Here is a 23,040-nt window from a genome sequence, read left to right as displayed (position 1 = left end):
AGCGCCGCAGGCTCCATCTGGTGACCCGAACCCAGGATCTCCGCGTGCCGAGTGGAATGCCCATGCCGGCCGCCAAACCCGGGGGCCAAAGGCGATCCCGAGGGCCGCCTGGACGCGCTTGGCCACATTGCGAGGCAGTGTCGCCGCGGTAGGAATGGAGACGAACAATGGATGGCTCGCAACTCCTTGGCTATGCTGAGCCCGAGGACTTGACCGCGGCCAAGACCGCCAGGCGCCGCCGCTGGTCGCTCAAGCAGGCGCTGATCGCCGGCGCGGTGCTGGTATTTCTCGCGGTCGCGGCGGATTACGGCCATTACTACTGGACAACGGGCCGCTTTCTGATCTCGACCGACGACGCCTACGTGGAAGCGCATTCGGTCCTCATCAGCCCCAAGATAACCGGATACATCTCCGAGGTTCCGGTCGACGACAACCAAGCGGTCAAGGCTGGCCAAGTGCTCGCCCGGATCGACCCGCGCGACTATCAGACGTCGCTCGATCGGGCGCGCGCGAACGTCGCGGCGGCGCAGGCCAGCATTGACACCTGGAGCCAGCAGATCGCCGAGCAAAAGCTCGTGGTCGAGCAGGACTCCCGTCAGATCGCGTCGGATCAGGCGGCACTCGTTTTTTCGCAGCAGGATTTCCAGCGCTATACGCAATTGGCCAAGGATAGCTGGGGTACGGTGCAACGGGCTCAGCAGGCACAAGCCGATATTCACGAGAAAGTCGCCACGACGCAGCACGACACCGCGGTCGTCGCAGCCGCCGAGACGCAGATCGGTGTTCTGGAGGCGCAGCTCGCCCAAGCCAACGCGGCGCTGTCCCAGCAACAGGCAAGTGAGCGACAGGCCGAACTCAATCTGAGCTACACGACGATCACTGCCCCGGTCGACGGCACCATCGGGGTCCGTACCTTGCGGGTCGGCGAATACGTTCAAGCCGGAAGCCAGCTGATGGCGGTGGTGCCGCTCCAGGCGATTTACATCACCGCAAATTACAAGGAGACCCAGCTGACCAACGTGCGTCCGGGCCAGCCGGTCTTAATCGACGTTGACACCTTCCCGGGCATGGTGGTGCACGGACACGTCGATAGCCTCGCGCCGGCGAGCGGCCAGGAATTCGCTCTGTTGCCGCCCGACAACGCTACCGGCAATTTCACCAAGATCGTCCAGCGCATCCCGGTCAAGATCGTCGTCAATGCCGGTGATCCGCTGGCGAACCTATTGCGCCCGGGCATGTCGGCGGAGTCGACGATCGACGTAAAACCACCGCTCCGCGTACGGGCGGCAGCGAGCGCGTCATGACCGCGACCGGGGATCGTGCGAGCGAGCCGACGGTCTCTCTCAAGACCTGGATCACCGTCGGCGGCGCGCTGATCGGCGCCTTCATGGCGGTGCTCAACATCCAGATCACGAGCGCCTCGCTCCCCTATATCGAGGGCGGCATCGGCACCGGGGGCGTCTATGGCACCTGGATTTCGACCGCGTACCTGATCGGCGAGATCATTGTCATCCCGCTCACCGACTTCCTCAGCCGGGTATTTTCCCTACGGCGCTATTTGCTCTGCAACGTGGTGCTGTTCTTGCTTTTCTCGGTGCTGTGCGGCCAGGCCAGCAGCCTCAGCGAGATGGTCGTGCTGCGGGCTCTGCAGGGCTTCGCCGGCGGCGTCATGATCCCGCTGGCATTTACCATCGTGATGACCATGCTGCCGCGCTCTAAGCACCCCCTAGGGCTGGCCGGCTACGCGGTGACCGCGACCTTCGCGCCGGCGATCGGCCCGACCATCGGCGGCTATTTCACAGACAATTACGGCTGGCCCTGGATTTTCTACATCAACTTGGTGCCCGGCGCGGTCATGCTCGCCGCGCTCTGGTACGGCCTGCCGAAGTCGGCGATGCAATTCGGCTTGTTGCGCCGGGCGGATTGGCGCGGCATCGCGCTGATGGCCGTCGGTCTCGCCGCCTTCCAGACAGTGCTCGATGACGGCAATGTCTATGATTGGCTCGGCTCGCCCTTCATCGTCAAACTAAGCCTCGTGGCGGCGGTGGCGCTCGGTGCTTTCGTGGTGCTTGAGTTCATCACGCCTCAGCCGCTCGTCAATCTGCGGCTCCTCGGCCGGCGTAATTTTGGCCTCGGCACGTTGGGCAACTTCCTGCTTGGTTTCGCGCTATACGGTTCCGCCTATCTGCTGCCGCAATATCTCGCCGTCACGCAGGGCTTTGACTCCGAGCAGGCCGGAGAGGTGATCGCCTGGACCGGTCTGCCGCAACTGCTGTTAATCCCGCTCGTGCCACTCTTGATGAAGCGGGTCGATACGCGTTTTCTCATCGGCACCGGCCTCCTGCTTTTTGCCACGAGCTGCTTTATGAATATGGCGCTCGACCAGGACTACGCCGGGCCGCAACTCTTTTGGCCGAATATCGTGCGCGCGATCGGTCAGGCGATCGTGATGACCCCGCTTTCCGCGATCGCGATGCTTGGGATCGCATCACAGGAGGCGGGTGGCGCGTCGGGGCTCTTCAACATGACGCGCAATCTCGGCGGCGCGATCGGCACCGCGGCGATCGAGACCTTCTTTACCAAGCGTGAGCAATTCCACTCGGCCATCATCACCCCGGATGTCTCGCTGCTCCAACCAGCGACGCGGAGCCGGCTGAGCGACTTGCAGCAGTATTTCATGTCACACGGCGTCCCTGACCCGGCGAGCGCGCTGCACCGGGCCATCATCGCCGTCGGCAACACGATCCGCGCCCAGGCGACGATCATGGGCTACGCCGATTGCTTCGCATTGCTCGGCGTCGTGCTGCTCGTCGCCGTTGCAATAGTTGCCTTGCTGAAAAAGGGTGCCGCCTCCGGCGCCGGCGCACATTAGTCTATGGCTCATGCGGCGCGCATAGCCGGATCCTGTCCGCTGCCTTCACACAGTTGATCGACTGACCCTCTGGAGAACAGCGCTCGGCGCGAGTTAGATCAGCGCACCGGGCTCCATCGCTATGCCAAGCGCATGACGCCCGTACATCGCAGCCTGTACATCCCAGGTGAGGGCTATATGAGATGATGCCGCATAGACGTCTCTAAAGTTGCGTTGAAGCGAATTATGTGTGGATAGGGCGGCACCTCCACTGGCAGACAAAAGCAACTCGACTGCCCGCTTGCTCAAGGTCACGGCAAAGGCGAGATCGCGCTTCCAACGCAATTTGGCATCGTCGCCAACGGCCTCCCCGCTCTCGGTCAGAGCGACTAATTCGCGAAGATCGGTCCAGTAGGCGGTTTCGGCGAAGGAGATGTTCGCGGCCGCTTCCGCCACACGCAACTGCACTGGCACCATCTCGGCTATCCGGCTGGCGCTGAACGTGCTTGCACGCGTGCGAGCGCCCGCGGTGAACTGATCTAGCGCGGCCCGGGCGGCGCCGAGCGGAACGGCGCTCAACGCAAAGCCGAAAGCGGAGTACGCCGGAAGTCGATAAACCGGACTTCGATTAATCCGTGCTCCGGGACATTCGCGGCCCGCGGCGAGTATTTCCGGCCGAACACTTCGATGTTCTGGTACGAACACATCCCGGATTTCAACGTCGTGGCTACCGGTTCCAGCCAGTCCGAAGGAGTGCCAGTTGTCCAGGCTCCGAAAGTCGTCCTTTGGCACAAGAAACATCCATCGTTCTAGCGGCGCATCCGTTCCCTCTATCTGCGCACCGACCAGCAACCAGCTCGCCGCGTCAACACCGCTACCGAAGGGCCAGCGGCCGCTCAGTCGGAAGCCACCGCTGACGCGCTTGGCCCGGCCACATGGAAATGCTAGGCCGGTAGCAGCAAGCGCGCGCGGATCCACACCCCAAATGTCGTCCTGGGCCTCCTCGCTGAACTGCCCAATGTTCCAGGAATGCGTAGCCAGGTTCATCCAGACCCAGGAAGTAGACGCGCAGCCGGCGGCCAGCGTCATGGCAACGTCTGCTACCACGTCGAGATTGAGTTCAGACCCACCGTAGCGCAGCGGCTGCATCATTTGCATCAGACCGGCTTCATAGAGTTCGTCGACAGTCTCTTGGGGACATCGCCGAATCATTTCGCAGCGTGGGGCGCGCTCGGCCAGATGAGGGACTAAAGCGGTAGCGCGCTCGCGTGCAACTTCGGAAGAGATCATGACGACAGTCTTTTTGTGGTTCTCGCGCAGTCTATGGGCATAACGATACCCGGCCAACGTCAATTGTTGGGTCCGTTGGCGGACGTCACTGAAAACTGCCAATGTGCCTAAATTTCGGCCGGGAGTCCGTTGGCATTCTCAAGAAAGGCGACAGAAAGCCTCAGGCTCAGGTCAATCCGGGCTTTACTGCAATGATCAGTGACCGGTTAAGTCTGATGCCAGATCCAGCTTTTTGCGTGCTCTTCGGTCTCGCGGGACGAGTGTCCAGCCTATCAGGGTGCACGATACGGTGGCTGTCGGACTCGCGCTGACAGCGAGATTCGGCCGACCTTGGGAAGTTAGAGGGAAATGAGCATGCGTCTTACAAGGCCATTTGCGGCCGCTGTAATGGGTCTTTCGCTTCTTGCCGGCGCCTCTGCCGCCCAAGCGATGTCGAAATGTATTACCCAGCCTCACAAACCACCTTACACCGTGTCCTGGGCCGATATTTATCTCGCTCCCACCTGGATGACCCAGACGACGCAGACCATGAATGATATGGCGCGTGATCTGAAGAAGGACGGCCTTCTGAAGTCTTTCACGATCCAAAATGCGAACGGCAATGTTACGTAGCAAATGCAGCAGATCCAGGCGGTGATCGACGCCAATACCGATGTCATCATCGTCGATGCTGGATCGCCCACCGCGCTTGATCGCGTCGTCGGCCAAGCTTGCCGCAAAGGCATCGCGGTTATCTCGTTTGACAGCCCGATCCATACGGATCAACTCACGACGAAGATCGAGGTAAGCGCCAAATCCTGGGGCGACGCGACGGCGAACTGGCTGATCGACACGCTGGGCGGCAAGGGTAAGATTCTCGTGCTGAACGGCCCTGCCGGCATTGACGCGCAGGCAAGCTGATCCCTCCGATGACCGGCGAAAATAGCAAGCAGTTCCTCAATACGTGGTCGCAGAAGAAGTTGAACGCCATGGCGGTCGGCAATCCCAACTGGATGGGTGCCATGGCGATATTGGCGGGCGTGCTGGCACAGCAGGGGAAGGACGTGAAATTTCCGATCGACGTGCCGATCCCGATGATCACCAATGCCAATCTCGCGGCAATCTTGGAGAGCGGCAAAAACTTCCCGGATGACGGCTTCATCTACCCGCCCTATACGCGCACCTCCCTGCAAGCCATGATTTTGGCCAAGCCGTGACCGAGACTTTCGCTGCTCCGCGCACGGATCTGCGGGGACAGACGGCGCTGGTGACTGGCGGCATCGGTGGCGCCATCGCCGAAGCACTGGCCGCAGCCGGCGCCGCCGTGACCCTCTCCTACCACACCAATAGAATCGCCGCTGAGAGCTAGGTTGCGCGCATCGAGGCGGCCGGGGGTACCGCGCTCGCCGTGCAGGCCGATTTGCGCGAGCGACAGGGTGTCGCCGTGATCTTCCGGCGCCATCTGGAACGTTTCGGGGGCCTGCGGATCCTCGTCAACAATGCCGGTGACATGGTCGAGCGCGTGCCGACGGCGGAGACTACGGAAGCGCTGTGGCGCAGTGCCATAGATCTCAACCTCTCCAGCGTGTTCTTTGCCTGCCAGGAAGCAATCGGCCCGATGTCGGCGCAAAAGGGGGCCGTATCGTCAATATTTCCTCGGTCGGTGCCCGGACCGGCGGATGCGCCCAGTCGATACCCTATCACGCACGGGTTCCACCACGAGAAGGATGGCGTCGGCCTCACTGCAGATGAGGATTTTTTGCTCTCGCTTTGCTTCTGCCCCGCCTGTCTGGCTCGAGCGGCCATGGCGGGAGTCGATGGTGAAAAAGCGCGCGCCACCGTGAAGCTTTGGATCACCGAGGCCTGCGAGCGGGCCATACCGGCGTCACGCTGGCCGGAGTTCCTCTCCGCCGGCCTGGACGTCTTCCAGCCTCACCCCGAGGTGTACGACTTCGTCAAATGGCGCTTCGAGCCGGTAACCAGCCTTATCGGTGAAATCCGTGACCATGCCGCGCCCAGCACAAAAATCTACCTGATCGACTTGAAAGAGGGCTGGCTGGGAGGCTGCGATGTAAAGGCGGCTGCGGCGGCCTGCGATGGCGCCATTATCTGTGGCTATGACATGACGCCTGATCAAGTCACCGAGTTGATCGCTCAGAATAGGACCGCTGTGGGTCCGGACAGGCATCTCGGCACCGGTTTTCGCGTCTTCTACCCCGAGATGCGCAGCCCGGCGGATCTCGCGACCCGAGCCAACGCTGCGCGCAAGGCGGGCGCGCAGAGTATCAACTTCTACAATTATGGCTTGGTTCCCGGCGCGCGTCTGAACTGGGTGAAGCACGCGATCAGCGCAGCCTCTCGCTGACACGCGCTGATACCCTCTTTCCAACGCTCGAAGAAACGGCGACCGAGTGGTCAAGCGACGGCGGCGGTAGCAGCTCCTGACGAGGCTAGCGCCAGAAGGCTCAGTTTGTCGAAATCCGCCGAAGGCCGGTTTGCCACGATACGCCCAGCGGACATGCAGACGATGCGGTCGGCGACATCCAGCAATTCCTCGAAATCCGAGGAAGTGACGCAGATCGCCATGCCGGAATCAGCGAGACCACGAACCAGCGCGTGGATCGCCGCCTTCGCCTGCACATCGACGCCGCGGGTGAAGTCGTTCAGCAACAGGACCTGCGGCCGTGCCTCCAGCACGCGGGCCAGCATCACGCGCTGTTGGTTGCCGCCGGAGAGCCGGGCGACCGGCTCACGCAGGGCATTGGCGCGCACGCCGACCTCCGCCATCCGCGTCTTGGCGGCCATGTCAAGCGTCGCCCGGCCGAGCCCGCGCAGCGCGCCCATGCGCGCGACCGCCGCGGCCCCGATATTGACGCTCGCGTCGCGGTCCAGCCACAGCCCGGCCTTCTTGCGATCAGGCGGCATATAGACGACGCCAGCCGCGATCGCCTGGCTCGGATGCCTGAAGGTGACCGGCTTGCCCTTCACCTCCAGCTGGCCGCGTACAGGCAGGACGCCGCCCAGCATCTCCAGCGCAGTCGAGACACCGGACCCTTCGAGACCCGCGAGACCGACGATCTCCCCAGCGCCCACCGAGAGGTCGAGATCTGAGAGGCCCGGCGCGGAGCCGCGTATCGAGATCGCCGCGGCACCCCCGCTCGCGCTACCGGCGGGTCGCGGACGCTCATCGGCGCGGCGGCCTACCATCGCGCGCGTGATAGTGGGGATATCGACATCCGCCGTGCGCCAGCGGCCCGCGACGCGGCCATCCCGTAGGACGGTAAGGGCATCGGTGATCGCGAAAACCTCGTCCAGCCGGTGGGAGACGAAGATGACGGCGGCCTCCTGCGCGGTGATGAGGCGGATCGCATCGAAGAGACCGTGCGCCTCAGCCTGCGACAACGCGGAGGTGGGCTCGTCCAGCACCAGCACAGTGCCGCCGGCGCAGAGCGCGCGGGCGATCTCCACCAGTTGCCTGCGGGACAGCGGCAGGTCGCTGACACGTGCCTTGAGGTCCAGCACCGCGCCCAGTCGCTCCACCGCCGCCGCCACCTTGCGATGCCGGGCGTGGCGGCTGATCAGCCGGAAGGGCGGCGTCGGCAGCACACTCGCGAAGACGTTTTCCTCGACCGAGCGATCCGGAAACAGCATCAGCTCCTGGTGCACGACGACGAGTCCGGCCCGGCGCGCCTCGGCCAGCGAGCCGAGTGGCACCTCGCGCCCGGCGACGCGCAGACTGCCGCTATCAGGACGGATGGCACCCGACAGAATACGGATGAGCGTGGACTTCCCGGCGCCATTGGCACCGAGCAGCCCATGCACCTCGCCTGCATTCACCGTGAGCGAGATATCCTCAAGCGCCGCCATGCTGCCGAAGCGCTTGCTGATCCCCTCGGCGGTCAGCATGCCGTCATCATCCCCGGAAGCGCGCCTCGCGGACGAGATACTCCGCGACATTGTCCTTCGTCACGATCTCGTTGGCGAGATAATAGTTGCCGCCTGGCAGGTTGAGTTTCGGCGCGCCGAGAACCGCGCGCTGATAGGCATACATCACCGGCAGATAGCCTTGCAGATAGGGCTGCTGACCAATGGTCGCGTTGACATACCCATCGCGGATCAGCTCGAGCGTCTGATAGAGCAGATCCGTGCCGACGATGGGCAGATCGAGTTTCTGGTTCTTGCGCACGAGACCAGCCGCCGCCGTGTCAGGGCCGCAGAGCGGCATCATCGCCGCTAGATCGGGATGCGCACGAAGAATGTCGCGGATGGTGCCGAGCTCGCTCGCCATGTCGGCAGGGTTGGTGTTATAGACGCCGACATCCTGCATCCCGCCAGCGGTGACGCCTTGTCGCGCGCCCTGCACGCGCAGATCGAGCGCGAGCGAGCCGGGGGCGCAGTTCGTCATCGCCACCTTGCCTTTGCCGCCGGCGAGCTTGGCCAGCATCTGCCCTTGGACCACCGCCGCGCTGACCAGATCCTGGCCGAAGTAAAGTTCGCGCGCGCTCTTCGGCGTGTCGTTATTGGCGGTGAGGACAAGCACGCCATTCGCTACCGCCTTGCGGATCGGTGCGATCCAGGCATCCGGCTCGAAGGAGATCACGACGATCGCCTCGTAGCCGGTATTCACGAGCTGCTGGAACTGCGAAATCTGGTTGACGGTATTGCCGTCCGGCACGCCGGTCCAGAGCATGTCGATGCCAAGCTGGGCTCCGGCATCTTCCGCGCCCGCCTTGGTGGCGGCGAAATAAGGGTTGGTGGTGCCGGCGCAGGAAACGGCGACCTTGACGGGTTTCTTGTAGAAGGTCCCGACCCAGTCCTTCCAGGCGGGAGCGTCGGCGGCACGGGCCGTGACGGCGCCGCCAAGTGTCGCCGCGCCGACCGCACCGGCGACGCCGAGCAACCTGGCGAAGTTCCGGCGTTCCAGTTGCAGCGAGGGCTTATCTTCGGTCATTGGCATCCTCCCTTTGTTCGTTGCGATATTTGGCCGGCGGTCGTGTTCATGCCGCCGTGGAACGCCCGCCGCCGCCGGCGAGCCAGGTCAATGTCATGGCGGCGATGAGCACGAGACCCGAGACGCCCTGCGCCCAGTTGGGCGAAATACCCCAGAGAACCACGAGGTTCTGGAAAATGCCGATGACGCAAAGCCCCAGCAGGACACCGAAAATGGAACCGCGTCCGCCACTCAGCTTGACGCCACCAATGATGACGGCTGCGAGGACACTGAGCTCATAGCCCGATCCGGCGGTTGGTCCGGCGGTATCGAGATAGGCGACGGAGCAGACGCCCGATACCCCGGCGATCAGGCCGGAGAAAGCAAGCAGCAGGATGCGCGTCCGTTCAACATGAAAGCCGACGAGATGCGCCGCCTGCGGATTGCTGCCGATCGCCAGCAATCTGAAACCTGATGAGGTGCAGCGCAGGATGATCTCGACCACCAGTGCGACGACAAGAAAGAGGATGGTGATGAAGGAGATCTGGCCGACGGCACCTTGGCCAAAGATGTCGAAGAACAGATGGCTCGCGGGCAGGCCGCCGACCGGCGACCCGCCGGCGAGTGCCAGCGCGATGGCGCGATAGATGCCGAGTGTCGCCAGTGTGACGACGATGACGGGTACTCGGATGAGCTGTGCCACGAGCCCATTGACCAGGCCGCAGGCAAGCCCTGTCAACACGCCGAGCGCCGCTGCCTCCGTAATGGGGTAGCCCGCCTTGATCACCATCGCCGACACCACAGCCGTTAGGCCGAAGACGGAGCCAACGGAGATGTCGATCTCGCCCGCCATCAAGGCGAGCCCGACGCCGATCGACAGGAAACCCAGGAAGGTGATGTTCTGGAGAATGCCGGCGAGGTTGTTGACCGTCAGGAAATACGGGCTGCTTACCGTGCCGACGACGAAGAACAGCACCATGGCGCCGAGGATGCCGAGTTCCTCGAAGCGTAACACACTACGGGTGTTGCGCCTGATCCACCCTCTCTCGCTGTCGTTCGGCGTGGTTGTCATCGCAGGTTTCAGAGCGGCTTCGCGTAGGACACGATCGCTGCCGCTGTCAGCGTGGCACCAGCGCCTGGCATCTCGGGCCGCAAGTAATAGCCATTCTCGACACGGATCGGCTCCGCGAAGCAATCCTTGATCCAGGGAATGTATTCCAGCATCGTCGTCGCCGGGTGCGAATACGACAGATGCACATGCACCTGCCCCATATCACCAACATGAGCGACAACGGGCAGCCGGCTGGAATGCGCCCGATCGGCCACCTGGAGGTATTCCGTGATACCAGCAAGCCGCGTCACATCCGGCTGCACATACTGCACTGCCTCCGCATCGATGAAGGTGCTGAAGGCCTCGGCCGTGTAGAGCTGCTCGCCGAGCGCGATGGGGATGCGGGTTGAGCGCGCCAGGATGGCATGGGACCGGACGTCATCGTACCACATCGGCTCCTCGAACCAGTGCAGGCTGACGGCTTCGGCCTTCTCGCAGAAGCGCTGGCAGGTCGGCAGATCCCAGCGACCATTGGCATCGATGGCGATCGTCACGTTTGGCCCTAGCGCCTTCCGCACGGCTTCGAGGCGATCGAGGTCGATCATTGGATCATCATGGCCGACCTTCAGCTTGATGCGGCGGAAGCCCTCCTCCTCGATCGCGCGGCGGCTGCGTTCCAGCAACGTGTCCTTTGGGATCGAGAGCCACCCGATATCTGTATTGTAAGCCTCAAGTTTCTCCGTCGTTGCGCCGCCGAGCAGCTTCCACAGCGGCATGCGTGCCGCTTTGGCGCGCAGATCCCATAGCGCGATATCGACCGCCGCCAGCGCGATCTGTGTGATGCCGGCACGGCCCACCCATTGCAACGCCGGATTGCGCGCGAGCTTGAGCCAGAGACGCGTGCCATCCGACGCATCCTCACCGATCAGCAGCGGCGCGTAGCAGGCGGAAATGCAACGCGTGATGAGCTGATCCGAGGGAAGATGCGCGTGGGTTCCAGTGAAGCCGTATCCCTCCAGCCCGTCCTCCGTCGTGATACGCGTGCCGACGACGCCCCAATGCGTGATGGTATGCGTCGAGTCCGAAATCGACGCGACATTGAGCGGAACATGCAGGATGAACGGCTCGACCGACCGGATCTTCATATTGCCTCCTCGGTGGAAACGAGCGCGGAGGGATCGCCATGCGCTCGGACAAATTCTAGAAACTCGATGTCATTTACAGCGATCTTACACAACCAGAACCGGCCGCAGCCAGGAACCGGTCGCGCCCGTGATCTTCAGCGGCAGGGCAACGAAGAATCCTTCGCGGATATTCGCTTGGGACACTTCTTCCAGATTGAGATTCTCGATGAGATGCACGCCGGACTCAGTTAGCATCGCGCCATGTGTCGTGACGGCAGGATCGTCGAACGGCAGCGGTTCGGTCCCGGTCGTGTCGGTGCCGAGCACTGCCATGCCGGCGTCATAGAGCCATAGCGCCGCCGTTCGGCCGACGCCCGGCTCCGCCGCCTGGAACGCCGCCTCATCGCCGAAATCCTGAATCTTGCCGGTACGAACGATGACGATGTCGCCCTTGCGGATCTCGCTATCGGTGCGCGTCAGTTCCGCTTTCAGATCCTCGACAGTAACCTCGTAGCGGTCGGGCAGCCGGTTCAGCCCCTTGAGGCACGGAATATCGAGCACCACGGCGCGCCCCAGGATAGGCGGCACCGTCTCGATGCCGTAACGCGTCCAGCCGCGATCGTTCCGCGATTCCGAGGCGAGATGGCCGCCATAGATCCGGCCGTCTTTCTGGACATGGATGAGCGCATCGATATGCGTGCCGATATGCAGGGCGCCGAAGATAGCCTCGGCGGAATACTGGAAGGGCGAGACCGCACCCGTCCCCTCCGGCGTCTGCGTGAAGGCAAGTGAGAAGCGAATGAAGTCCGGATTGTGTGGAATACGCGTGTTCAATTCCAAACCGAGATCGAAGACTCGTCCGCGCTTTGCGATACTCAGCGCCGCCCTCACCGCGGCATTGTCGATACGAGAAAGCGCACCAAATGGCGGCTTTTCCGCCACGCTTGTAGCGATCTCTGCCATAATGCCTCTCCCTTATGCCGCCTCAACTCGATGGATCAGCGACATGATGCGGCTGCTCATTTCTTCGTAGTCGCGGGTATTCGTTATGGTGCCTTCGATGCGGTAATCATTCATCACCGCGATACGATCGGCGAGCGTGATCATCTCCGGCATGTCGCTGGTGATCACCAACACGGCGGTGCCGGTATCGGACAATTCGCGCAGCAATTCGTGTAGGTAAGCCTTGGTCTTGATGTCGATGCCGACGGAGGGCTCGTCCACGATGAGCACCTTCACCCCCGCCGCCAGCCATTTGGCAACGCTAATCTTCTGCTGATTGCCGCCCGAAAGATTGCCGACGAGCTGCGCCAGAGAAGGCGTGCGGACTTCCAACCGGCGTACGAAAGGCTCGATCCTGCTGCGGATACGCCCATCCGTCAGCGGCAGACCATGGTGGCCGAGATTGCGCCAGACTGTGATGCCGGCATTGGCGAGCACCGAATGCATGAGGATCAGCCCCTCCGCCTTGCGATCCTCGCTGACATAGCCGATGCCGTGGCGATGAATGGCATCCGCGACGGAAGCGATCTTCACCGCCTTGCCCTGGATCTCGACGCTGCCTTCCGTCACGGCGAACTGCCCGATGATGCATTTCGCGAGTTCGGTGCGGCCCGCCCCGACGAGTCCGTAGAGGCCGAGGATTTCGCCACGCTTCACCGTCAGGTCGATGTCGCGGTGGCCGAGGATGGTGGAGACACCTTTAAGCGCCAGAGCCGGCGTCGCGGCAGCGAAATTCCGCGCCGGCCAATCCGCGATCTGCTCCTTGCGGCCGATCATGAGCTGCACGAGATCCTGCCGCCCGAGGCCCTGCAGCGGCTGGCTGTGCGCGGCATTGCGGCCATCGCGCAGCACCGTGACCTGGTCGCATAGTTCCCCGACTTCTTCCAGCTTGTGGCTGACGAAGAGCATGCTGACGCCATCATCGCGCAGGCGCTTGAGGACCTTGAAGAGAGTGACAGTCTCGTGCGGCGTCAGCGAGGCCGTTGGTTCGTCTAGCAGTAGCACGCGGGAATCGAGCGCCAGTGCCTTGGCGATCTCCACCAGTTGCATCTTGGCGACGCTGAGCCGCGAGACCGGCGTCGCCGGATCAACATCGAGGTCAAGAAGGTCGAGCCATTTGCGCGACTGACGGTAGAGCTCGGGGTAGCGCAGCGGCTTCAGCGGACGTCCCGCGAGTTGCTCCAGGTAGATGTTCTCGCCGACCGAGAAGCGCGGAATGAGATTGCGTTCCTGATGCACGACGCCGATGCGCTTTGCCATGGCATCGCGCGGGCTCGTCAACTCGATCGGCGTTCCGGCCAAACGAAGCTCACCGGCATCCGGGCGATGGATGCCGGTGATGATCTTGATCAGCGTCGATTTGCCGGCGCCATTCTCGCCCAGCAGCGCGTGGATCGAGGCCTCGCGCATTTGCAGCGAGACGTCCTGCAGCGCCATCACGCCGGGGAAGGATTTCGAGATGCCGAGCGCCTCGAACAGGAACTCCGCCATGCTCAGGCCCTCCTCAGCGGCTTGAGGCGGAATTCCCGCAGGCGGTTGATACCGACCGCCCAGAGGATCAGCACGCCGAGCACCACCTGGACCAGGAATGGATCGATGTTGAACAGCACCAGCGCCTCGGTGATGATCGCGACGATCACTACGCCGAGGGTCGTCGCGCCGACACTGACATGCCCGCCGGTCAGCACGGCGCCGCCGATGACGGGCGCGGCGAAGGACAGGATGAGCCAGTCGTCCCCGATCGTCGGCTGGCCAATCTGCAGCCGCGCGCAGAGCAGGATGCCGGCCAGCGCCGCGATGGCGCCGGAGAGCGCATGGGCGACGATGACGGTGAGCCGGATCGAGATGCCGGAAAGCTCGGCCGCGTGACGGTTGCCGCCCACGGCGAGGATGCAACGTCCGATCGGCAGCCGTGTCAGCATCAGCCACAGGCCGAAGCCGACGATCGCGGTTGGAATGATGAGCCAGGGCAGCGGCCCCAGGAAAGGCGCATTGCCGAGATGCTTCACCAGATTCGGGATGCCGTAGAAGGGCTGTGCCTCGGTGATGCCGAGGTTGATGCCCTTGTAGATCGAGAGGCTGGCAAGGGTGATCACGAAGGCGGAGATCCCGGTCAGCGAGATGATCACGCCATTGATGATGCCGCCCAATAACCCGATGAGAATGCCGAGCAGCGCCGCCGGCAGGATCGGCATGTGCCAGACCTGCATCATCCCCGCGAAGCTGATGGCGGCGAGTCCGCCGATGGCACCGACCGAGAGGTTCATCTCGCCGATGGCGATGATGATCATCTGCGAATAGGCGACCAGCGCATTGATCGCGACCGCCAGCAGCAGAACCTGAATGTTGAAGGCCGAGAGGAAGGAGGGGCTGAGCGAGCCGACGATGATCGCGGCCAGGATGGTCACCAGAAGCGGTCCGAACCAGTCCGTCCGCCCATAGCGCGAGAGGAACTGCATCAGATCATCCTCCGCCGCGCGATGAAGCTGCGCCGCGCCTGATCGAGCAGAACGGCCACGAGGAGGAGCAGGCCCAGCACCGCCTCGACCCAGAATTGGCCGATCTGGAGAAGCAGCAGGCCATTGGTCAGCAGCGTGAGGAGAAAGGAGCCGAGCAAGGTGCCGAGCGGCGAGACGAACCCGCCGGAGAGCAGCGTTCCGCCGAGCACCGGCCCGAGGAAGGCGGGGAGCAGCCAGTCCTGGCCGAGCTGACCGGCCATGGAGGGGATCGCCGCATCGTTGCGTGCGACGAGCATGAGGCCGGCAACGCCCGCGAGCAGCCCCGCCAGCATGTGGCAGAGGATGATGACGCGCTTGACGCGCACACCGGACAGTTCCGCGGCCGAGGCCCGCGCGCCGGCGGCCAGCATCTCCCGCCCCAGAGCCGTCAGCCTGTACAGATAGACGAGCGCGAGCATGATGACGACCGCCAGAAGGAGCAGCGGCGAGATGAAGCCAAAGTAGCGGATATGGGCGAAGCTCGCGAAGCTCAGCGGAATGCTGCGGAAGGCCTGTGCGCGGGTAATGAAGATCATCACGCCGAAAAAGATGCTCATGCTGGCGAGCGTGATGATGAAGCTGTGCAGACCCGAGCGCACGACCGCCCAGCCGTTGACGAAGCCGAGCGCCGCGCCCAGCAGCAGCCCGCCGATGACGGCGAGCGGCCAGGGCAGACCCGCGACCTGCATCAGCCAGCCACCGCCCATGGCGGCGCAGACTCCGATGGCGCCGACGGAAAGATCCAGGCCGCCGGTGACCACCACGACCATCATCGCGAACCCGATGACGATATTCTCCGCCGCCGTGCGCCCCAGAATGAAGAGATTGAAATGCGACAGGAAGCGCGGCACCGCGAAAGTGAAGGCAGCGCCGAAGATGATGATCAGCAGCACGAGGCCGAATTCGTTTGTCAGGTAGAAGCGCACACGCCGTACGCGCGGCGAAGGCGTCAGGGTGGTGTCGGATGCATCCAGGGATGCGGCGGCGGGTCCGTCAGATGGCATCGAAATATCCATGATCTGAAGCGATGGCGGATGCATGCCCTGCATCCGCCACAGTCGGGATAGGGCCCCGCAGCGAGGCCCTATCCGCAGCGCGTCACTTCGAGCAGATGAGGTACGTCTTGGCGAAGCTGGCGAAGATTGTCTTGGTAATCGCCTGCATCGACTGAAGGTAGTTATCCACCTGCTCGGGCCCGGCGAAGACCGTTCCGGAGTCGATGAAACGGGCGGTCAGCGCGTTCTTCGTCCAGGGCGCACTCGCATTGACCTTGCAGCCGTTGCGCAGCTTGTCGATGGCATAGGAGCCGATGTAGCCCTGGCCATAGGGATTCTGCAGCATGGTGCCGAGCAGGTAGCCGTCCTTGACGCCCTGCAGTACGGCCTTGTCGTGGTCGATGGCGACCATCTTGATGCGCTTGGTGCCGATGCGGCGCAGCGCGTTGGCGCTCACCACGGATGGCACCCAGGCGGTGGAGATGATGCCGTCGATGTCATTGGCATGGGCGGCGAGATAGGCGTTGATCTTCTCTTCCGCCGGCCCGGGCGCATCGATGTCGGCAATGGTCTCGGCGACGGTCGCGCCCCCTTCCTTGGCTGCCTGATTGACCGCGTTGATGCGCAGCTGGGTATTGGGATCGACCAGGAAGCCGGTGACGTGGAGGATGCGCTTCTTGGTTCCGGCCATGCCCGCGATAAGGTGCTGGGTGCCGAGATAGGCGGAGCGGTAGACATCCGTTCCGAAGCAGAAGGAGGCCGTGGAGGGATCCTTCAGGCAGCCGGCCAGGGCGATGACAGGCGCGCCGGAATCCGTCAGCTCCTGCACGGTGCTCACCGAACCGACGGGATCACCGGGAAAGAGAAGGAAGCCGTTATAGCCCTGGGTGACCAAGCTCTCGAGCAGGTTGTTCTGATCCGCAAGCTGCCACTGCTCCGGAACCTTATAGTCCGCGGCGCCGAGGTTGAAGTCCTTCTTGGCGTCAGCACCAGCCTGCGCCCAGCTCGCGAAATACGGATGCGGACCGCCCGGGACGAGCGCGATCTTGGTTGAAGGATCCGCATATGCGACCGCCAGGCCGCTGAATAGCAGAGCGCCGACGCAGCCCAGCAGTTTGGTAAGACGAGACATTCCTGAACCCTCTTTGTTTTCTTTGCACGACGATTAGTCCCGTCGCTGGTGGATGCACAAGCGCTACTAGTCCATTGCCGCTTAGAAGAAGACCTGCTGAGCGCCGGTCAGATTGATCGCGGCGCCGTTGATGAAGGAGGCGTCGTCGGAGGCCAGCCACGCGACAGTCGCCCCCATATCCGCCGGCGTGCCGAAACGGCCGCTCGGGATATTCTCTCTGATGTAGCTGTTCATGACATCATCCAGCGCCACCCCGCGCTGGTTCGCCATATGTTGAAAACTGAATTCCAGCATCGGCGTCATCAGCGCGCCGGGGCAGATGCAGTTGGCGGTAATGCCATGCGGCGCGAGTTCCAGCGCCAGCGCCTGGGTGAGAAGGATGACGCCCGCTTTCGACGCCGCGTAAACTCCTTCGGTCGCGCGGCCCACCTTGCCGAGTTGCGATGCCGAGTTGATCACCCGGCCGTTCTTTTGCTCGATCATAACGCGTGCGGCGGCGCGGCAGCCGTGAAAGACGCCGAGCAGATTGACGTCCATTACGCGCTTGAAGGTCGCATCATCGGTTTCGGCAATAGCGCCGCCGACATAGATCCCAGCGTTATTAACCATGATGTCGAGCCGGCTATGCGCCCGGACCGTCTCCGCGACAAGCGCATCGAAAGCGTCACCGTCCGCGACGTCGAGCACCGCCGATGTGTGCCTCCCCGAAGTTTCAGCGCGAAGTGCAGAGACGACCATCGTCGGCTCATTGACGTCGGCGCAAATCACGCTGGCGCCTTCCTCCGCCAAACGCCGTGCGATCCCCCCGCCAAGGCCCCGCGCGGCGCCCGTAACGATCGCAACTTTTCCCGACAGCTTTCCCATCGCGTCCACCCAGTGTCAGTTCTCGCCGCAAAGTATGCGGCGCTTTTGGCGGGCATCGACCCATCTTGTCGTGCCGCACCTTCGACCGTGCCACATACCCGCCGAGAATGGTAGCAAAATTGGTAAGGCCACCTTGCCACTTGACGGCCTGTTCATTTCTCACGCTAAATGCGAATTGGAGGGACCACGTGCCTATCACTTGGATTGTTTCCCAACGTTTGTACCAGCAGGTCGCCGAGCAATTGGCGACGCTGATTCGCGCCGGCGAATTCCTTCCCAGGCAGCGTCTACCACCCGAACGGGATCTTGCTTTGAAGCTCGGCGTGAGCCGTCCGACAGTTAGGGAGGCGATGATCGCGCTCGAGATCGCTGGGCTCGTAGATATCCGCTCGGGCTCCGGTATCTACGTCAATGACGCGCGAAGCGTTTCCGCCACGATCGGCGATGCTGGCACGAGTGTCTTCACAATCCTCGCCGCCCGCCGCGCGATCGAGGGCGAGGTTGCCGCGCTGGCGGCCGTTGCGCCGGGCCAGGATTTCGAGCAACTAGAGCATCTGATCGCCGCACAGAAGACAGCCATGAGTCAGGGGCTGCCCGGCCACGAAGAGGATCGCCGCTTTCACCTTTCGATTGCGGCCATGGCGGGCAATGACGTGCTGACCGGCGTAGTAGGGATGATCTGGACCGAAATGTTCTCACCGGTCTTTGAGAGGCTCATGGAGAAGACCGCCGGGGCGCCGGCGCGGCAGCGGACACTGCGAGACCACTCCGCCATTCTCGCCGCTCTTGCCAATCGCGATCCTGCCGGCGCGCGACAGGCGATGCACGAGCATATTGTCCATACGGAGACCCTGTTCCTGGACGAACGCCCCGCGTCGCGAGAGCCCACGACCGCGAAAGCTAAGTCTCGCCGTTCCATCTGAAGGCGAGTAGGTCATATCGCCTCATCCCGAAGATCGGCTGCTAAACGCTAAAGTTCAGCCGCTCGTAGGCGATGCCAAATTCAGCCCTACGATAGTTGTCGAACGACGAATCGCGCTCACCCGGGCGCGGAAACTCCGTATCGGCAGTAAGAAGATCGATGCCGCTTTTGACCGCCGAATTTACGCGTGCGGCAATTATGGCTTGTTGCAAACCCTGCTTACGATAGTCGGGCATCGTCGTGTCGAATCCTAACCATCCGCAGCCTGCGTGGACGAACATTGCCCCAGTAGCCACCACGCTATCTCCGTCTATCGCCCCAAAGATCTTCCAGCCCGGCCGCCTCAGCATCTCAGCGCTGCCGGAACGGATCCCGGGCGGGAGATCAAAGACCCTCTCGATGGCGAGCGCGAACTGAGTCGCCTCCCAAAGATGAAGTGGCCGGACCACCAATCCCGTTTCGGGTTGTTCCAAAGCACCAGGCACCCGCAGGAATCTTGCCCAAGAATGATCCGATGCGACCAAGCCGTGCTTGACGAGCATCTGGCCGAGTTGGACATCTGCGGCTCTGATCTGAAATGACGGATGAACGCCGCTCGTCTGACGGAACGATTTGAGAGACGAAACTATGGAACCCACGCCTTCTGAGGTGCTCTTTATAGGCCCGAAGAACCTGTTGAGTACTTGCCCACGCCAGGACGGCAGAGAAATTAGCAACCCGCCCTCGATCTTCTGGTGCTTCGGCGACGCTTCGGAGGCTTTCGCAGACAATGCCTCGAAGTAGTCTGCCCAAGATGCTACCTCTGCATTATCGATGCGATCAAGCGTGCTCACGCTCGGCGGGAGGAGATCGTTGCGGGGCATTTATAAATTCCTTCTTCAGCGCGCCGCTCGTTTTTCGCAGGGCAACTGCAGGTCGTTCGAAGTCGATACACTTGGCCGCATCAAACGTGCGAGGAGGCTTGGTCGGCGAGCAGGGGAACGTTCCGAATCAGCACGCGAGTTCTATCAAAAATGGCCCTGAGCGCTTGTTCGCAATCGTGAATAGGTCGTTGAACTGTTCCATCGTCTCAGCGCGGGCACCCTCAACACCCATTCCCGCGGCAAGTTTGACGAAATCCAGGTCTGGATTTGTAAGCTCAAGCATTGAGAGCGCCGTTTTCCCTGCAGAGGCTCGCACGTTTTCCAACTCGGCGAGAAGAATTGCATATTTTCTATTCGAGAAGATAACGGTCGTCACATCAAGCTTCTGTCGCGCCTGGGTCCAGAGTGACTGGATGCTATACATCGCCGACCCGTCCGCCTGTAAGTTGACTACGCGCCGCCTGCCCGCGGCAGCGACCGCCGCACCGGTCGCCAAAGGCATGCCGCCACCGATTGCACCGCCCGGGACCGCCATCCAATCGTGAGCCGGCGCATTGTGTGTACCTGAAAAAACGGCACGACCGAAGGTTAGACCTTCATCCGCGATGATTGTGTCCTCGGAAAGCAGCGCTGTGAGAGATTGAGCGAAGGCCTCGCTTGTGACTGATCCGGAAGCTGGATGGGGACGAGGTGTTCCAAGCCGCCTTCCCGTTTCCCCTAGCGCTCCAACTTCAATTGCCAAAGCGGCCATCGCGGCGGCCTGGTCGTGTTCGGGTCGGGTCATCACGTGCGTATGGGCGTCGCCAGGAAACGGACTGGCCGGCTTGCTTGGATAAGCAAAAAAGAACGGCGGCTTTGCCGTCCCGATAAGAATTATCTGTTTGATGCCGCTGAACTCCAAAAGTGCCGGCTCAACGACATAAGGTATGCGATCGATCGGCGAGCGCTTCCCGCCCCTTTCGATCAAGGCATTGAAGTTCGGGGCGACGATTTTGGCCCCAGTGGCCAATGCGATCTTGTAAGCAGCGGCGATCGTGCCTGCCCGCAAAGCCCCGTTCCCGAGGATCATCAGGGTGGGCGCGCCGTTTTTGAGCAGGCGAGCCGCTTGTTGAATGGCATGCGGATTCGCCGTCGGCGGTGACGGCACTGCCAGAGCACGAGCGGGCACACCACCGGCATCCCAGCAAGTATCAGACGGAAGGATCAAGGTCGCTATCTGGCCTGGCGATGTCATTGCCATTTGCACTGCGACGGCTGCATCGGCGCCCACCTGCGTCGCATGTGCGGCGGTACGGACCCAGGCGGATACGGTTCGCGCAAGACCTTCGGTATCAGCAGTCAGAGGAGCATCAAGCGGACGGTGGTGAGTGGCCTGATCGCCGACGCAGTTCACCATCATGGTGTTGGCGCGCCGAGCATTATGCAGGTTGGCCAGGCCATTCGCCAGTCCTGGCCCGCAATGCAACAACGTTACCGCCGGTTTGCCCATGACCCGCGCGTACCCGTCGGCCGCACCGGTCACGACTCCCTCGGACAGACCTAGCACACATTGCATCCCAGGCACATTATCCAAGGCAGAGACGAAATGCATTTCGCTTGTGCCAGGGTTTGCAAAGCAAGTATCGAGTCCCGAATTTAGCAACGTCCTAACGAGACTTTCTGCACCGTTCACGTGTGTCATACCCTTCAATTCATCGATGGTCTGATTGCTTGCGAGTGTGCGGCACCGCAATTGAGCCAGACCCCCTTGTGTCAGCACTCACCGGACGCACCCAGATGGGCACCCCATAGTCTGTCGTAAGCGCAGCCAAGCCTCTTACCCCAGCCCATAGCAATAACTGGATCGCCAAGGAGCGACCAACGACTACTGCGTTGAGGGCCACCAATCAGAACAACGGCACGTCGACTCTCTCTTTAGAGCTACCGGCGCGGCACCCATACTAGCCGCATCCGGCGATCATCGGCCAGACGGCGGCAAGCACTCGGGCAAGGTTTCTACCGACAGCCGCGATTGCTGCGTCGAACGCAAAAAGACCGAACCGATCAAGCTCAGGCATCGACTTGCCCCCGGGCAATTCGACGAGCGATAAGCATCGCAATTCCGCCGGATCAGGCAGGACACTCAGACTCCACGCGAATAGCGTCAGGTCTTTGTCTCTGAGGTAGATATGCGTCCCCAGGGAACGCAGCGCATCGGGAGTGGCCTGCAGCCCCGTTTCCTCAAACAACTCCCGCAAGGCGGCTGTCACGAGTGGCTCACCCGGGTTTGCCAGGCCTTTCGGGATGTCCCATCGGGGCGAGCGAGAGGCGTGGCCGAGGAGCACGCGCACACCATCCGTGACGAGCACGCCGCAAGACATCCGCCGCGCTCGGGCTACCACGCTAAGGACCGATCGCAGACTGCGTCGTATTTGAACATCAGCGACAGCGGTCAGCCGCCGAGATCAAGTTGCTCGGCCACAAGACTGGGTCGCAGCTCCTGCTGCAGCTGTTCCCGGGTGCATTGCTTCGGCGCCTTGTCGGGGCGCCACCGGCGTAGCATTGTCCCATGCCTAAAACGACCATCCGTAACCTGATCATAGGTGATTTCCACGACGAGCTCCGTCCGCAGCGGCTGCCAGTCAGCGGACCCTTCGGTGCCCCAGCGACTTGGACCACCCGGCGCATTCCCAGTGAAGCCCTGGCCACCCTTGATGGCCTCCAGCTTCGCGGTCAATGCAGGCCGCTCAGCATTGGAGATGGCGGAAGTGAATCCGACATGATCCAGCGTTCCGTCCCCGTTGTACAGCCCGAGTAGAAGTGAGCCGACCTGCCGCGATCCTTTGACGTAGCGGAAGCCACCCACCACGCAGTCGGCGCTTCGTAGGCGTTTGACTTTCACCATGGCGCGCTTCCCCGGCTCATATGACTCGGCCACGCGTTTGGCCACCACACCGTCAAGAGCACCCCGAGTGTCATCTAGCCAATGCCGCGCCTTGGCGGGGTCGTGCGTCAGCGGAGTGAGGCGCGCCCGATGCGCCCTGCCAAGGCCAGTCATAACGCGTTCCAGCTCGATCCGGCGCTTTGTCAGCGGCGCCTCCATCAAGCTGCCGGTCTTCGCCGTTGCCAGGCAGTCGAACAGGATCAAGAGCCCAGGGGTTTCCACCGAAAGCTTCTTGATGCGGCTCGCCGCGGGATGCACGCGGTCTTGAAGAGCGCCAAACGACAAGGTGTCTCCGATCGGAACGGTCAGCTCGCCGTCCAGCACGAAGTTATCGGCCTTGGCGCCGCGCACAGCGTCCACCATCTCCGGAAAGTAGCGGGAGAGCGACTTGCCCGATTTGGCGCGGAGATCGACGTCCTGTCCGGCCTTGAACACCAGGCAACGGAAGCCGTCCCATTTCGGTTCGAACTGCCACCCCTCGCCCTCCGGCAGAGCGTCGAGAGATTTTGCCTCCATCGGCTCCGTATCCAGCGCGAGCAGGTAGGACATCTACGTGCCCAATCGCTCGCTGAAACTCACCAGGCTGTCCGGTATCCCGGGCACAAAGGCACTGGGA

Annotated in this window: 23 protein-coding genes; 8 read left to right on the top strand and 15 right to left on the bottom strand. The window is 62.4% G+C overall.

The window, feature by feature from the left end:
* Positions 1 to 167 precede the first annotated feature (167 nt).
* Both GSQ83_RS16830 and GSQ83_RS16825 read left to right on the top strand, forming a co-directional pair.
* Entirely contained in the window at positions 168 to 1,304 is a 1,137-nt protein-coding gene (locus GSQ83_RS16830; protein ID WP_254065735.1) for an HlyD family secretion protein, read from the top strand.
* Entirely contained in the window at positions 1,301 to 2,872 is a 1,572-nt protein-coding gene (locus tag GSQ83_RS16825; RefSeq protein ID WP_158804025.1) for a DHA2 family efflux MFS transporter permease subunit, read from the top strand. The genes GSQ83_RS16830 and GSQ83_RS16825 overlap by 4 nt, the downstream gene beginning before the upstream one ends.
* Before the next feature lie 93 nt (positions 2,873 to 2,965).
* Here the strand turns inward: GSQ83_RS16825 and GSQ83_RS16820 are convergent, their stop codons facing one another.
* Positions 2,966 to 4,204, bottom strand: a complete 1,239-nt coding sequence (locus tag GSQ83_RS16820) for an acyl-CoA dehydrogenase family protein (protein ID WP_158804024.1) — start codon at positions 4,202 to 4,204, stop codon at positions 2,966 to 2,968.
* Between the two features lie 291 nt (positions 4,205 to 4,495).
* Between GSQ83_RS16820 and GSQ83_RS16815 the strand changes: the two genes are divergently transcribed.
* Genes GSQ83_RS16815 through GSQ83_RS16795 form a run of 5 tightly spaced genes read left to right on the top strand, consistent with a single transcriptional unit; the run spans position 4,496 to position 6,485 of the window.
* Positions 4,496 to 4,753, top strand: a complete 258-nt coding sequence (locus GSQ83_RS16815) for a hypothetical protein (protein WP_158804023.1) — start codon at positions 4,496 to 4,498, stop codon at positions 4,751 to 4,753.
* Positions 4,754 to 4,756: 3 nt separating this feature from the next.
* The gene (locus tag GSQ83_RS16810; RefSeq protein WP_158804022.1) at positions 4,757 to 5,041 is read left to right on the top strand and encodes a substrate-binding domain-containing protein; all 285 of its coding nucleotides are present in this window, start codon (positions 4,757 to 4,759) and stop codon (positions 5,039 to 5,041) included.
* 8 nt (positions 5,042 to 5,049) lie between these two features.
* Positions 5,050 to 5,337 carry a hypothetical protein gene (locus GSQ83_RS16805; protein ID WP_158804021.1) on the top strand — a complete coding sequence of 96 codons (288 nt, stop codon included), beginning with the start codon at positions 5,050 to 5,052 and terminating at the stop codon, positions 5,335 to 5,337.
* Positions 5,334 to 5,489 carry a hypothetical protein gene (locus GSQ83_RS16800; RefSeq protein WP_158804020.1) on the top strand — a complete coding sequence of 52 codons (156 nt, stop codon included), beginning with the start codon at positions 5,334 to 5,336 and terminating at the stop codon, positions 5,487 to 5,489. Before GSQ83_RS16805 ends, GSQ83_RS16800 begins: the two co-directional genes overlap by 4 nt.
* A 9-nt stretch (positions 5,490 to 5,498) precedes the next feature.
* Entirely contained in the window at positions 5,499 to 6,485 is a 987-nt protein-coding gene (locus GSQ83_RS16795; protein ID WP_256367241.1) for an SDR family NAD(P)-dependent oxidoreductase, read from the top strand.
* A 50-nt stretch (positions 6,486 to 6,535) separates the two neighbouring features.
* On the opposite strand, the gene GSQ83_RS16790 is transcribed toward GSQ83_RS16795, so the two are convergent.
* The 10 genes from GSQ83_RS16790 to GSQ83_RS16745 all read right to left on the bottom strand — a co-directional run bounded on the left by GSQ83_RS16790 (position 6,536) and on the right by GSQ83_RS16745 (position 17,716).
* The gene (locus GSQ83_RS16790; RefSeq protein WP_158804018.1) at positions 6,536 to 8,026 is read right to left on the bottom strand and encodes a sugar ABC transporter ATP-binding protein; all 1,491 of its coding nucleotides are present in this window, start codon (positions 8,024 to 8,026) and stop codon (positions 6,536 to 6,538) included.
* Positions 8,027 to 8,033: 7 nt separating this feature from the next.
* Positions 8,034 to 9,071 carry a substrate-binding domain-containing protein gene (locus tag GSQ83_RS16785; protein WP_158804017.1) on the bottom strand — a complete coding sequence of 346 codons (1,038 nt, stop codon included), beginning with the start codon at positions 9,069 to 9,071 and terminating at the stop codon, positions 8,034 to 8,036.
* Positions 9,072 to 9,117: 46 nt separating this feature from the next.
* Positions 9,118 to 10,122 carry an ABC transporter permease gene (locus tag GSQ83_RS16780; RefSeq protein ID WP_158804016.1) on the bottom strand — a complete coding sequence of 335 codons (1,005 nt, stop codon included), beginning with the start codon at positions 10,120 to 10,122 and terminating at the stop codon, positions 9,118 to 9,120.
* An 8-nt stretch (positions 10,123 to 10,130) separates the two neighbouring features.
* Positions 10,131 to 11,246, bottom strand: a complete 1,116-nt coding sequence (locus tag GSQ83_RS16775; RefSeq protein WP_158804015.1) for a mandelate racemase/muconate lactonizing enzyme family protein — start codon at positions 11,244 to 11,246, stop codon at positions 10,131 to 10,133.
* An 84-nt stretch (positions 11,247 to 11,330) separates the two neighbouring features.
* On the bottom strand, positions 11,331 to 12,188 hold the full coding sequence (locus tag GSQ83_RS16770) for a cyclase family protein (RefSeq protein WP_158804014.1): 858 nt from the start codon (positions 12,186 to 12,188) through the stop codon (positions 11,331 to 11,333).
* 12 nt (positions 12,189 to 12,200) lie between these two features.
* A complete protein-coding gene (locus GSQ83_RS16765; protein WP_158804013.1) occupies positions 12,201 to 13,718 on the bottom strand; it encodes a sugar ABC transporter ATP-binding protein in 1,518 nt (505 codons plus the stop codon).
* A gap of 2 nt (positions 13,719 to 13,720) precedes the next feature.
* On the bottom strand, positions 13,721 to 14,686 hold the full coding sequence (locus tag GSQ83_RS16760; RefSeq protein WP_158804012.1) for an ABC transporter permease: 966 nt from the start codon (positions 14,684 to 14,686) through the stop codon (positions 13,721 to 13,723).
* Positions 14,686 to 15,729, bottom strand: coding sequence for an ABC transporter permease (locus GSQ83_RS16755; protein WP_158804011.1), 1,044 nt, complete (start codon positions 15,727 to 15,729; stop codon positions 14,686 to 14,688). Before GSQ83_RS16755 ends, GSQ83_RS16760 begins: the two co-directional genes overlap by 1 nt.
* A 94-nt stretch (positions 15,730 to 15,823) precedes the next feature.
* Positions 15,824 to 16,852 carry a sugar ABC transporter substrate-binding protein gene (locus GSQ83_RS16750; RefSeq protein ID WP_158804010.1) on the bottom strand — a complete coding sequence of 343 codons (1,029 nt, stop codon included), beginning with the start codon at positions 16,850 to 16,852 and terminating at the stop codon, positions 15,824 to 15,826.
* Between the two features lie 81 nt (positions 16,853 to 16,933).
* Positions 16,934 to 17,716: an SDR family NAD(P)-dependent oxidoreductase gene (locus tag GSQ83_RS16745; protein ID WP_158804009.1), complete on the bottom strand. Its 783-nt coding sequence runs from the start codon at positions 17,714 to 17,716 to the stop codon at positions 16,934 to 16,936.
* A 188-nt stretch (positions 17,717 to 17,904) separates the two neighbouring features.
* Between GSQ83_RS16745 and GSQ83_RS16740 the strand changes: the two genes are divergently transcribed.
* Complete coding sequence (locus GSQ83_RS16740; RefSeq protein WP_158804008.1) at positions 17,905 to 18,639, top strand: FadR/GntR family transcriptional regulator; 735 nt, start codon at positions 17,905 to 17,907, stop codon at positions 18,637 to 18,639.
* Between the two features lie 40 nt (positions 18,640 to 18,679).
* Here GSQ83_RS16740 and GSQ83_RS16735 read toward each other — a convergent pair whose 3' ends face one another.
* The 4 genes from GSQ83_RS16735 to GSQ83_RS16720 all read right to left on the bottom strand — a co-directional run bounded on the left by GSQ83_RS16735 (position 18,680) and on the right by GSQ83_RS16720 (position 22,973).
* Entirely contained in the window at positions 18,680 to 19,501 is an 822-nt protein-coding gene (locus tag GSQ83_RS16735; RefSeq protein WP_158804007.1) for a hypothetical protein, read from the bottom strand.
* A 127-nt stretch (positions 19,502 to 19,628) separates the two neighbouring features.
* Complete coding sequence (locus GSQ83_RS16730; RefSeq protein WP_254065756.1) at positions 19,629 to 21,182, bottom strand: acetolactate synthase large subunit; 1,554 nt, start codon at positions 21,180 to 21,182, stop codon at positions 19,629 to 19,631.
* A 259-nt stretch (positions 21,183 to 21,441) separates the two neighbouring features.
* Complete coding sequence (locus GSQ83_RS16725; RefSeq protein WP_254066543.1) at positions 21,442 to 21,861, bottom strand: NUDIX domain-containing protein; 420 nt, start codon at positions 21,859 to 21,861, stop codon at positions 21,442 to 21,444.
* A gap of 71 nt (positions 21,862 to 21,932) precedes the next feature.
* The gene (locus GSQ83_RS16720; protein ID WP_158804004.1) at positions 21,933 to 22,973 is read right to left on the bottom strand and encodes an ATP-dependent DNA ligase; all 1,041 of its coding nucleotides are present in this window, start codon (positions 22,971 to 22,973) and stop codon (positions 21,933 to 21,935) included.
* Between the last annotated feature and the right edge of the window lie 67 nt (positions 22,974 to 23,040).

This window comes from Acidisoma sp. L85, from assembly GCF_009765865.1.
Classification (GTDB): Bacteria; Pseudomonadota; Alphaproteobacteria; order Acetobacterales; family Acetobacteraceae; genus Acidisoma.
Note: the sequence above shows the minus strand (reverse complement) of the source record. Positions and strands in the feature narration are given on the sequence as shown.

Excerpts from the sequence above, each read along its gene's own strand:
- GSQ83_RS16830 (WP_254065735.1), top strand. The coding sequence starts at position 168 with ATGGATGGCTCGCAACTCCTTGGCTATGCTGAGCCCGAGGACTTGACC.
- GSQ83_RS16825 (WP_158804025.1), top strand. The coding sequence starts at position 1,301 with ATGACCGCGACCGGGGATCGTGCGAGCGAGCCGACGGTCTCTCTCAAG.
- GSQ83_RS16815 (WP_158804023.1), top strand. The coding sequence starts at position 4,496 with ATGCGTCTTACAAGGCCATTTGCGGCCGCTGTAATGGGTCTTTCGCTT.
- GSQ83_RS16810 (WP_158804022.1), top strand. The coding sequence starts at position 4,757 with ATGCAGCAGATCCAGGCGGTGATCGACGCCAATACCGATGTCATCATC.
- GSQ83_RS16805 (WP_158804021.1), top strand. The coding sequence starts at position 5,050 with ATGACCGGCGAAAATAGCAAGCAGTTCCTCAATACGTGGTCGCAGAAG.
- GSQ83_RS16790 (WP_158804018.1), bottom strand. The coding sequence starts at position 8,026 with ATGCTGACCGCCGAGGGGATCAGCAAGCGCTTCGGCAGCATGGCGGCG.
- GSQ83_RS16785 (WP_158804017.1), bottom strand. The coding sequence starts at position 9,071 with ATGACCGAAGATAAGCCCTCGCTGCAACTGGAACGCCGGAACTTCGCC.
- GSQ83_RS16780 (WP_158804016.1), bottom strand. The coding sequence starts at position 10,122 with ATGACAACCACGCCGAACGACAGCGAGAGAGGGTGGATCAGGCGCAAC.
- GSQ83_RS16775 (WP_158804015.1), bottom strand. The coding sequence starts at position 11,246 with ATGAAGATCCGGTCGGTCGAGCCGTTCATCCTGCATGTTCCGCTCAAT.
- GSQ83_RS16770 (WP_158804014.1), bottom strand. The coding sequence starts at position 12,188 with ATGGCAGAGATCGCTACAAGCGTGGCGGAAAAGCCGCCATTTGGTGCG.
- GSQ83_RS16765 (WP_158804013.1), bottom strand. The coding sequence starts at position 13,718 with ATGGCGGAGTTCCTGTTCGAGGCGCTCGGCATCTCGAAATCCTTCCCC.
- GSQ83_RS16760 (WP_158804012.1), bottom strand. The coding sequence starts at position 14,686 with ATGCAGTTCCTCTCGCGCTATGGGCGGACGGACTGGTTCGGACCGCTT.
- GSQ83_RS16755 (WP_158804011.1), bottom strand. The coding sequence starts at position 15,729 with ATGCCATCTGACGGACCCGCCGCCGCATCCCTGGATGCATCCGACACC.
- GSQ83_RS16750 (WP_158804010.1), bottom strand. The coding sequence starts at position 16,852 with ATGTCTCGTCTTACCAAACTGCTGGGCTGCGTCGGCGCTCTGCTATTC.
- GSQ83_RS16745 (WP_158804009.1), bottom strand. The coding sequence starts at position 17,716 with ATGGGAAAGCTGTCGGGAAAAGTTGCGATCGTTACGGGCGCCGCGCGG.
- GSQ83_RS16735 (WP_158804007.1), bottom strand. The coding sequence starts at position 19,501 with ATGCCCCGCAACGATCTCCTCCCGCCGAGCGTGAGCACGCTTGATCGC.
- GSQ83_RS16730 (WP_254065756.1), bottom strand. The coding sequence starts at position 21,182 with ATGACACACGTGAACGGTGCAGAAAGTCTCGTTAGGACGTTGCTAAAT.
- GSQ83_RS16725 (WP_254066543.1), bottom strand. The coding sequence starts at position 21,861 with ATGTCTTGCGGCGTGCTCGTCACGGATGGTGTGCGCGTGCTCCTCGGC.
- GSQ83_RS16720 (WP_158804004.1), bottom strand. The coding sequence starts at position 22,973 with ATGTCCTACCTGCTCGCGCTGGATACGGAGCCGATGGAGGCAAAATCT.